The organism is Flavobacterium sp. (assembly GCF_004211145.1).
In the GTDB taxonomy this organism is placed as follows: Bacteria; Bacteroidota; Bacteroidia; order Flavobacteriales; family Flavobacteriaceae; genus Flavobacterium.
Window position 1 is genome coordinate 13,493 of the sequence record NZ_SEBS01000023.1, and the last position, 10,877, is coordinate 24,369.

The following is a 10,877-nucleotide window of genomic DNA, read 5'->3' on the forward strand; positions in this document are numbered from 1 at the left end:
AAATTTTTAACCGTTAAAACCAATATTATGAAAACGAGAAACACGTTTGCGCCGATTCTTTTGTCAGTTTCGATGCTGCTTATCGGATGTGAAAAGAAATCCGGAATCAAAGCACAAGTAGAGACAGCCGAATATTTTAGTTTGCGCCCTGAAATTGAAAAAACTTACGGTTACACGCACGCCGTAAAAATCGGGAACGACATCAAAATCTCGGGAGCCGTGTCTATGGACGACGACGGAAGCCCAACCGCTACAGGCGATTTGGCGCAACAGATGAAAAATTGCTATTCGGATTTAGACAAAGTGTTGAAGCATTACGGCTGCACATTTGACGATGTCGTGGTCGAAAACGTGTTCACGACCAATATGCCGGAATTCCTCAAGCAATCGGGATATCGCAATGAAATTTACAAGAAACAATTCCCAACCGGATCATGGCTTGGCGTGAAAGAATTGGCGCTTCCCGAGTTCATGATCGAGATCGAACTCGAAGTGCACAAACTATAAAAATCGCGCGATGATCGTGCGTAGTTGCCGAAGGGTCGGGTGTGGTAACCGACCCGGCAGGCTTCGTTTATCAGAAAAATAATTCCTATTCAATTCCTTACAAATCAGAAAAATAGCGTTCTTTACGAAACCCATTTTTTCCCGAATTACCAAACAGCAAACAACAGCATCATGAAGCCGCACTTTTCGCATGCCGTGCAGGGCATTTTATTCCTATTGTTTTCGACGACGCTCTGCGCCCAAACGTATATTACGAACGTGACGGTGATCGACGTGGAAAGACACAAAATTATCCCGAACAAAACAGTCGTACTAGTAAACGAAATCATCACCGAAATCGGAAACGGTTCGCTCAAAGTTCCGCCTGGCGCGACCCAAATCGACGGAAAGGGCAAATTCCTCATGCCCGGATTGGTCGACGCCCATGTGCATTTCTTCCAGAACGGCGGCCTGTACACAAGACCCGACGCGATCAACCTGCAGGAAGCCAAACCGTATGAAAACGAAATCGCGCGCGCCAAAGAATTGATGGAAAGCCAACTCAAACGCTATCTGAGAAACGGCATCACGACGGTCATCGATCCGGGTTCGACGTTTAGTTTCCTCAAACTCAAAGAACAATTCAAGGACGATGAATTCGCGCCGAATATCTATATGTCCGGGCCGCTGTTCACGACATATGAACCCGAAGTTTACCGGAACCGCAACGATGACGAGCCTTTCCATTTGGTCAAAACCGTCGACGACGCGAAGAAAATGCTGCAACAGCAACTCACGCGCAAGCCCGATTTCGTAAAGATCTGGTACATCGCCAAAGTCGATGGATTGGATCCTGAAGCAGGCGCGAGAAAATACCTGCCCGTCGTAAAAGCCATAATCGACGAAGCGCACAAGCACAACATCAAAGTCGCCGTCCACGCCACGGAACGAATAACCGCGCAACTCTCGGTCGAAAACGGAGCCGATTATCTCGTGCACGGCATCGAGGACGAACTGCTCACCGATGATTTCGTGAAACTCATAAAAGCCAAAAATGTCATTTTGTGCCCGACGCTGGTCGTGGCATCGGGTTACGATTTGACTTTCGCACAAAATCGCAATACAAACATCCATGAATTGCGCGAAGGCGATCCGTTTCAATTGGGTTCGCTGCTCGATCTGAAACACTTGAAATTGCGCGACAGCACGTTGATCGGCGATTATAAGAAGCATGCTAATTCACCCAAGTCGCTCGAAAAATGCCGACGGGAAACTGAAATTTGCGAAAAAAACCTCAAGAAATTATCAGACGCGGGCGTTATCATCGCGACAGGAACCGACGCGGGAAACATCGGAACACTTCACGCTTCTTCGTATCTCGATGAAGTTCTCGCTATGAAAAAAGCCGGAATGTCGAATTGGAAAATCATCGAAGCCTCGACTATCAACGGGGCGAAAGTACTCGGCAAACAACAGGAATTCGGATCGATTACAAAAGGCAAAACCGCCGATTTGATCCTGCTCGATGCGAATCCCGTCGACAACATCGAAAACCTCACGAAAATCAATCGGGTGTTCCATCACGGCATCGTCCACGAACCGTCGAAAATTTTGCCCGAAACGCCTGAAGAATTGGTACAGCGCCAACTCAACGCGTATAATTTCAGGAATATCGAAGGCTTCCTCGAAACATATTCGGACGATGTCGAACTCTACGATTATCCCGATAAACTCATTGGGAAAGGCAAAGACGGCATGCGCAAAACCTACGCTAAAATGTTTGCCGAAATACCCGATCTGCATTGCGAAATCCTCGGCCGAATCGTACAAGGCAACACGATCATCGACAAGGAACGCGTGAATTTCGGAACGCAAACAGTCGAAGCCGTCGCGATGTACATCGTCGAAAACGGAAAAATCAAAAAGGTGTATTTCATTCAATGATATCGGGCAGCGAAGAAACTGCTAAAAATCCACCGAACAGACGGACAACCATGACAAACGACAACCAACTCAAAAAAGTACTCGGGCTCGGCTTCGGCATCGCGATTCTCGTGGGCGGAACGATAGGCGCGGGCATTTTGCGCACTCCCGGAGAAATCGCGGCATTGCTCGACCAGGAATGGCTGATCTTGTCGTGCTGGCTTTTGGGCGGCCTGTATATTTTGATGGGCGCAGGCGCTTACGCCGAACTCGCCACATCGATCCCGAAAGCGGGCGGTTCATACAATTACATTAAACGGGCGTTCGGGAATTACGCGGGATTTGTGTCAGGTTGGTTCGATTATATCACGAACGCAATCGCGCCCGCTTTCTTTTGCATCGTGATCAGCGAATATATCGCGATGTTGCTGCCATCGGTTCAAGGGCAAACGACGGTGATCGCGGTCTCGTTCCTGTTGGGCTTCACGATTCTGCATAGCACGGGCGTGAAAAGCGGAAGCGTCGTCCAACAAATCACGAGCGTCATAAAAGTACTGTGTTTCGTCGCGTTGATCGTCGCGTGCTTCATGACGGCCGGAGTCGAAATCCCAAAAGTAGAACCTGATCCGACGGCGATGAAAGCCGGAATGTTAATCGGGTTTTTCAAATCCTTACAGATGGTGTTGGGCACATACGACGGTTGGTATGCCGTGTGTTTCTTCGCCGAGGAAGACGAAAATCCATCGAGGAATATTCCGCGATCGCTGTACACGGGCGCGGTTATCGTGATTTCGATTTACGTCGTGGTGAACATCGCGTTCTTCCATGTGTTGCCGATTCGCGAACTCGCCGATTCACCGTTGGCCGCCGCCGAAGTCGCGAAAGTCGTGTTCGGCGAAGACGGAGCAGCGATCGTGACGTTGATCGCGATTTTTTCGATCGTCGGGATATTGAATGCGTATTTGATGATTCCGCCCAGGATTTTGTACGGACTAAGCCGCGACGGATACTTCATCGAGCAAGGCGATCGCGTGAATTCGGGCGGAACTCCGATTGTCGCGTTGCTGTGCTCGTCGCTCTTTACGCTTGTGTTGATCATCGTCGGCTCGTTTGAAATCCTGTTCGCGCTCGCGACGTTTCTGGCGGTCATCGTTTGGGGATTGGCGTATTGCTCGCTCGTCAAATTGAGGATTTCCGAGCCGAACCTCATCCGACCATACAAAGCTTGGGGTTATCCGTATACGGCGATTTTACTCGTCGCGTTTTCGCTGGCGCTGCTAGTCGGGTTTGCGTATAGCGACACTCAGAGTTTTTTAGTTTGCGTCGGGATTCTCGTGGTTTCGTATCCGATATTCCGAATTTTGAAACCCAGAAAATCCTAAATTTCCTCGCTCACACTGATTAAGAAATCTTAAATTTTCAAAAAAGCCGACGCGAAGTTCTTTCGCATTAGCGTTTCGTTTTCTATATTTGAGTGAAATTCGAGTAAAAGCGAGCGCGATCGACCTGGTTAGTCGGTCAAAATAAAATGCGAGCGGTTACAAGCGTTCTTTTACGACATATTCGTAGAAAAAATCCCTACCTTTTTTATTGAGACACGCGACAAAAAGACATTTCGATGCTCTGCAATGGGATTTTTATGTCCGAACCGGAGCATCGTAAACAATGAACACAACTAAAATCAACCTCATCCAACTATCGATCTATGCAAAGACAATTATTCTCTAACCTCATTGAAATGCGTACGCTGCGGACATTCGCATTATTTGTTTTACTCGGTTTTTCATGGCAATCACGCAGCCAATATGCAGCCGAAAACCTCACTCCTACTGAGATCATTAAAGAAGGTCTTTCATTGGAGCAAGCGCCCGACGGACGGATTTTCATAGCCGAACGCGCCGGTCTCGTGCGCGTCTACCAAAATGGAACGGTCTCGACCGCGTTCACCGTGACCACGACGACGAACAACGAGCAAGGCCTTTTGGGTTTGACGCTGCATCCTGATTTCGCGACGAACGGCTACGTGTACGTTTTCTATTCGATCATCGACAATGGGATCGTGCGCCATCGCATAGAACGCGTCCAGGTAAATGCCGCGAACCAGGAAGTTGCGAGAACCGAAATTTTATTGCTAGAGCCGATAGGCGGCGGTTTCCACAACGGAGGCGACCTGAAATTCTTCAACGGTTATCTTTACATTACCGTCGGTGACAGCCAAAACAACCAGAATTCGCAGAACCTCGATACGTACAAAGGCAAGATTTTACGCATTACCGAAGACGGACTTCCCGCGCCCGGAAATCCGTTTTACGGTTCGGGATCGGTGCAAAGACAAAGTATTTGGGTGTACGGTTTTAGGAATCCATGGCGTTTGGTGCCGAATGCGGTCGCGAATAAATTGTTCGTGCTCGACGTCGGGACTTCGTGGGAAGAAGTCAATGAAATTTCAAATCCCGCGATCCGAAATTACGGTTGGGGACATCCGCAAGGTGGCGACGGCATCCAAACCGAAACGACTTTGTTCACCAATCCGATTTTTACGTATGCGACGGGAAGTATCGGGAATGCGCTTACGAACGGCGTTTTGTACAATCCGTCGGTGATTCGATATCCCGATTTAAACAACAAATTCGTCATCAAGGATTATGTGCGCGCCGAGATCCGACAATTCGACTGGACGCAACAACCAAATCCGCCGTCGACGGTCGTATACACGACGCCTCACCAATTCGCGCTCGGCATGATGGTCGGCAACGACGGTTATATTTATTATTGCAGCTACGGCAACAACGGCGACTTGATCAAACTCAATTACACTCAGGAAACCGCGCCGACTATCGTGAACCAGCCGGTTTCGCTGACCGTTATGGAAACGAATCCGGCTTCTTTTACGGTCGATGTAAGTGGCGCGGGACAAATCGATTACCAATGGCAGTTTGGGGGCGAAGATATTGCGGGCGCAAACTCGGCGACATATACGATTCCAGCCGTTACTATGGCCAACGCAGGAAATTACACCTGTGTCGTGACAAACGCATTCGGCAGCGTGACTTCGAATACCGCGGTTTTGACCGTCACGCCTTTCAGCAATGTGCCGACGGTTGATATCGTTTTACCGCTTCCGACATTAACCTGGAACGCCGACGACGTGATCAATTTCTCAGCGACCGCGACCGATATCGAAGATGGAAACTTACCCGCAAGCGCATTTTCCTGGAGCATCGACCTGTTCCACGAAGACATTCCCGGAGCCGGACATTCACATCCCGGAGCGAGTCCGCAGGGCGTGAGTTCAGGTACTTTTGTCGCGAGCAACCAAGGTGAAAAAACGCCAAACGTCTGGTATCGTTTCACGGTTACGGTCACCGACAGCAACGGTTTGACGGCAACTGATTTCGTCGACGTACATCCGAATCTGATCAATGTCACCGCCGACAGTTCGCCCACCGGATTGACGCTCGAACTCAACCAGGTCACAGGCGTCGCACCGACCTCCAGACAAGGCGTCGCCAACGCGAATTTGCAAACGCTAAATGCGCCGACACCCCAATTCGTCGGGAATACGCGTTACGATTTCGACCATTGGCAGCACGGCGGCGCGGCGAATCAGTTGTTTCAGGCGCCCGCAGATAACGATATCACGTATACCGCAATTTACACGGCAACCGACTTATCGCAAGCGCCGTATCAGGGAATCGTCGCGCAAATTCCGGGCGTGATCGAGGCCGAGAATTACGATATCGGCATCGGAGCGTATTTCGATACGGATAACGGAGGCGACACGGCGTACCGTCCGGGCGATACCGTTGGAACGGAGGCTTGCAGTGAAGGTGGTTTCAACATCGGCTGGGTCGCGCAAAACGAATGGCTGAGTTATACGTCGAACGTGAACACGGCCGGAAATTATACGATCAACGTGAGAATCGCGACGAATGCAGACAATCGCGTCTTGCATTTCGAGGTCGACGGCGTTGATGTGACAGGCGACGTGAACATCCAAAACACGGGCGGATTCCAAGCCTGGCAAACGGCCGTAATCCAGAATGTTTCGCTCACGACGGGAATACATATCATCAAATTGTATTTCGAATCGGCGAATATCAACGTCAATAAATTCGAGTTCGTGCTGTCGTCGTCCCAAAATGGCGCACCGATCGCCGACTTCGAAGCGAGTTCGCAACTGGTTTGCATCGGGTCGCCCGTGACGTTCACGTCGGTAAGCTTGGGTACGATAGATTCGTACGAATGGAATTTCGGGTCGGACGCAACGCCTTCGAGCGCAACGGGAATCGGACCGCACTCGGTAACGTATTCGACCGAAGGAGAAAAAACAATCACGCTCACGGCATCGAACGGCTTCGGAAGCGACTCGAAAAGCGGCACGATCCAATCAAACACTTGCGAGGAAACGCCTCAGTCGCCTTACGGCGGCACACCGAAAGTAATTCCGGGTCGCGTCGAGATCGAGGAATATGATTTGGATGGCGAAGGAATCGCGTATCACGATTTGTCGGCTGGGAACAACGGCAATGCGTTCCGTCAGGACGATGTCGATTTGCAGGCCGCGTCTGAGGGTACGTTCAACGTCGGTTGGGTGCAAAACGGCGAATGGCTCGAATACACGACGTTCGTGTCGGAACACGGCGATTACAACATACATTTCAGGGTCAGCACGCCGCTCAACAACGGCACTTTACATTTGGAACAAGATGGCGTGGACATTCCGGGCCCGATTGCGATACCGAACACGGGCGGATTCCAAAACTGGCAAACGGTCAGCGTGAATGGTTTGCATTTGCACGAAGGTTTGTCGGAATTCAGGATCGTGTTCGAATCGAACGATATCAACGTGAATTACATCGATTTTGAATTCGCGCTTCAAGCTCCGGTCGCGGCATTCACGCCAAGTTCGGTTACGCCTTGCGTGAATGGCGAAGTCGTGTTTACGTCCAATGCGACGGGCGATGCCGAAAGCCATGTTTGGAATTTCGGCACCGACGCTACGCCTGCAACCGCGACGGGAATCGGTCCGCATACGGTAGTGTACAGTTCCGTGGGGCAAAAAACGGTTTCGTATACGGTGAGCAATGACGCGGGAAGCGATACCGAAACGTTGAGCGTTACCTCAACGATTTGCGGAACGCCGTATTATTCGAAGGTTGTGACGGCTCAGTGCGGCGTTACGCTTTCAGCGATCAATACCGTTATCGGAGCGGTATATTTGGTTTCCCCGGTAAACGGATATCGGTTCAGGGTCGAAAATACGGCGACCGGAAACGTGCAGACCATCGATCGCGTCGCGCCTAACTTTCAATTGACGGCTTTGGCGAATTATGATTATGCGACGACATATTCCATTTCAATAATGGTTCGCGTGAACGGCCAATGGGCAGGTTATTATGGAGAATCGTGTCTGGTCTCGACGCCTGCGATCTTGGGCAGCGGCGGAGCGGCATCGGTTACGCCGTCCCAATGCGGAATCGTTTTGCCTGCGATCAGCACGCTCATCGCCACGACGAGTTTACAGGCCGTGACGGGTTATCGTTTCAGGATCACCGATACGTCGACCAACGAACAGCAGACGCTTGACCGCGGCGTGCATTGGTTCGCGCTTACGATGCTGCAATCGTATTTGTACGGACGAACCTACGCGATCGAAGTTGCCGTGAAAACCAACGGGAATTTCTCGAATTACGGACAACCTTGCATGGTTACGACTCCGGCCGTGCCGACACTTGCGAATTGCGGCGGCGTTGTTTCGAACGCAAATTCAGCGGTTGCGACGACGAGTTTAAACCGCGTGACTTCGTATCGTTTCTCGTTGACGAATGCGGCGACTTCAGTGACGACGATCGTGGATCGCCCGACGCATTATTTTTATTTCAACAATGTTCCGAATTACGTCGCGGGCGCACAGTATTCGGTTTCGGTGGCCGTGATGACGGCGGGAGGTTGGTCCGACCTTGGCGAGAATTGCACGATTACGGCTCCGGGTGCGACTAGAAATACGTCGGACGCGAATGATGCCGAACCGACATTGGCATTCCGCGCGATCGCGTATCCGAACCCGTACACCGAATCGTTCGCACTTGATATGGATGTTGAAGCAGGAACCGTAAACGTAAAAATCTACGATATGCTCGGCAAAATAGTCGAAGAAGGCGAATTTGCCGCTGCTGAGATCGAGACGCGACAATTCGGGAAAGAATTTGGTTCGGGCGTGTACACGGTGATCGTGACAAATGATTCGTCGGTGAAGACGTTGCGCGTAATCAAGCGTTAGCCGTAAAAATTACCATCGGAAATTATGAATTGGGAAGATTTAAAATTTTACAAGCCTATAGAAAAACATGAATTATTGCGAGCGAAAAAGGAAATTGAGAATATAATTTACGCCGACCTATCGCCTTTTGGATTCAAGAAGTATGGACGAAAAATGATGCGCCAAAGCAATGACGTTTTCCATATGATCCATCTCGATAGTCGGGGATCGTGGAGCGGAACGTCGAATTCATTAAAAACTGAAATTGCGGTAATTTCAGTTTTTGATACCGATGTCCTTGTGAAAAATTACGAACCGATCTCAGGAGTATTCATTGAAAATATTGTCCCGGGAATTAGGAATTACTCTCAAATTACCAAAGAGTACGAATTGTTCGCGAACTACATCGGCCGAAATCTTATCAATCATGTTCTTCCCTACTTTGAGAGTTCGAAATACAAAGAAAATCTAACTTCGTATAGGAAGGACAATCTGATATTGTTTCGTGAATTAGGACATCATAACCCGAAAAAAGCTATTGAGATAATCAAGGCGAAAATTGAAATCTTAAGAAAACTGCAACTGGCGGACGAAACTAAATTTTGGGAGAAACTCGAATTCAATACGACGAATAATAATTGGCAGGAAATCGACGCGATTTTAGATGTAAGGAAAAAGGAAGTGTTTAAAAAACTCAAGATAAATTCGGTGAGCGGCTAAGATCGCAAATAATTTATGAAAAGCGCCGACAGTGATTATTTGCGAAGTCGTAAAGGAACAATTTGCTTAAGAAACGCCTCTCTGAAACGGGAGGCTTTTTTATGTCCAATAAAACACAAACCTCCCAAAATGCAAAAAAGCTATCCACAAAAGTGGAAAGCTTTTCATTGGTCTAACTACTAAACCTGACGCTTTCGCGTCGAAACAACACAACTGCTTTGAAGGTTGATTGAAGAACTGTTAAATTCCTCGAACCTCAATTGGGCAAAAAAGCACTTTGTTTCCAAAGTGCTTCTCCCAATTTTCGCGGTCTGGACGGGACTCGAACCCGCGACCTCCGCCGTGACAGGGCGGCATTCTAACCAACTGAACTACCAAACCTTCGCTTAATTGCGGTTGCAAATATAGTGTGCTTTTTGAATCCTGCAAACATTTCAACCAAAAAAAATGAACTTATTTTTCGCGTCTTAACCAAACGCCTGCTTCTCAACAAGGTAAGTCGTGAGAATTTTTTCGAAATCGGGACCGACATTTACCGGAACGTAGCGAATCCTGTTTTGCGCGCACGTCATCGCGAGCTTTTTGAAATAGGCCGACGTTTGCTTTTCGTACGCTTCCTTCACGTTGTCGGCAAAAATATTGATCTCGTCTCCTGATTCCACGTCGATGAATTTCCTTGGCGCGTTGTCAAAATCGAAATCCAATTCGGTCTTGTTGTCGAGTACATGGAACAGTACGACTTTGTGTTTGTCGTGTTTCAAATGCTGCAACGCGCTGAACAGTTTCTCGTCGTCTCCGTCCTGGAACATATCGGTGAATAGGATGATCATGGAACGTCGGTGCATTTTCTCGGCGATCTGATGCAAATACGTGACCGGATCGGTCTGCCTGGCCGTCTTCGAATTGTCGAGCAAGCCTTCTAGTTTGTCAAGCAACATCCGGTGATGGCGATCGCTTCCCTTCTCAGGCGCGAAATATTCGTACGAGTCTGAAAAAACGCTCATCCCGACCGCATCGCGCTGTTTCTTGAGCAAATTCATCAGCACCGCGCTCGCGAGAACTGAGAATCCGATCTTGTTATAGAAAAAAGGTTCTCCGTTTTCAAGCTTCGGGTAATGCATCGAGCTCGAATTGTCGATAATCAAATGGCAACGCAAATTCGTTTCCTCTTCGTAGCGCTTCGTGTACAAACGGTCGGTTTTGGCGAACAGTTTCCAGTCGATGTGCTTGGTGCTTTCGCCTGAATTGTATGTTTTATGCTCGGCGAATTCGGCCGAAAATCCATGGAACGGACTCTTGTGCATGCCCGAGATAAAACCTTCCACGATTTGGTTCGCGAGCAATTCGAGGTGTTTGAAACTCGAAATTTTTTCTATTTGTGACTCGATCTTCATAACTTCAAAGATAAGCGGTGATTTTAGATTTAAGATTTAAGATTTCAGATTTTTTCCTCCGATCACAAATCTAAAATCTTAAATCTCAATCT

The 10,877-nt window shown here is 48.8% G+C and carries 6 protein-coding genes and 1 tRNA gene; 5 read left to right on the forward strand and 2 right to left on the reverse strand.

Annotated features, from left to right (window positions below; all coding sequences use genetic code 11):
• The first annotated feature begins 27 nt into the window (after positions 1-27).
• From EOO50_RS11495 to EOO50_RS11515, 5 genes are all read left to right on the forward strand, one after another.
• A complete protein-coding gene (locus EOO50_RS11495) occupies positions 28-507 on the forward strand; it encodes a RidA family protein (RefSeq protein ID WP_290840242.1) in 480 nt (159 codons plus the stop codon).
• Positions 508-678: 171 nt separating this feature from the next.
• Positions 679-2,430: an amidohydrolase family protein gene (locus EOO50_RS11500; protein ID WP_290840244.1), complete on the forward strand. Its 1,752-nt coding sequence runs from the start codon at positions 679-681 to the stop codon at positions 2,428-2,430.
• Positions 2,431-2,480: 50 nt separating this feature from the next.
• Entirely contained in the window at positions 2,481-3,791 is a 1,311-nt protein-coding gene (locus EOO50_RS11505) for an APC family permease (RefSeq protein ID WP_290840246.1), read from the forward strand.
• A 323-nt stretch (positions 3,792-4,114) separates the two neighbouring features.
• Positions 4,115-8,692, forward strand: coding sequence for a PQQ-dependent sugar dehydrogenase (locus EOO50_RS11510; RefSeq protein ID WP_290840248.1), 4,578 nt, complete (start codon positions 4,115-4,117; stop codon positions 8,690-8,692).
• Positions 8,693-8,845: 153 nt separating this feature from the next.
• Positions 8,846-9,391, forward strand: a complete 546-nt coding sequence (locus EOO50_RS11515) for a hypothetical protein (RefSeq protein WP_290840250.1) — start codon at positions 8,846-8,848, stop codon at positions 9,389-9,391.
• A 307-nt stretch (positions 9,392-9,698) separates the two neighbouring features.
• Here the strand turns inward: EOO50_RS11515 and EOO50_RS11520 are convergent.
• A tRNA-Asp gene (locus EOO50_RS11520) sits at positions 9,699-9,772 on the reverse strand.
• 86 nt (positions 9,773-9,858) lie between these two features.
• On the reverse strand, positions 9,859-10,785 hold the full coding sequence (locus EOO50_RS11525) for a DUF58 domain-containing protein (protein WP_290840252.1): 927 nt from the start codon (positions 10,783-10,785) through the stop codon (positions 9,859-9,861).
• Between the last annotated feature and the right edge of the window lie 92 nt (positions 10,786-10,877).

Coding starts and splice junctions, on each gene's coding strand:
- EOO50_RS11525 (WP_290840252.1), bottom strand. CDS start 10,785: ATGAAGATCGAGTCACAAATAGAAAAAATTTCGAGTTTCAAACACCTC.
- EOO50_RS11500 (WP_290840244.1), top strand. CDS start 679: ATGAAGCCGCACTTTTCGCATGCCGTGCAGGGCATTTTATTCCTATTG.
- EOO50_RS11510 (WP_290840248.1), top strand. CDS start 4,115: ATGCAAAGACAATTATTCTCTAACCTCATTGAAATGCGTACGCTGCGG.
- EOO50_RS11505 (WP_290840246.1), top strand. CDS start 2,481: ATGACAAACGACAACCAACTCAAAAAAGTACTCGGGCTCGGCTTCGGC.
- EOO50_RS11515 (WP_290840250.1), top strand. CDS start 8,846: ATGATGCGCCAAAGCAATGACGTTTTCCATATGATCCATCTCGATAGT.
- EOO50_RS11495 (WP_290840242.1), top strand. CDS start 28: ATGAAAACGAGAAACACGTTTGCGCCGATTCTTTTGTCAGTTTCGATG.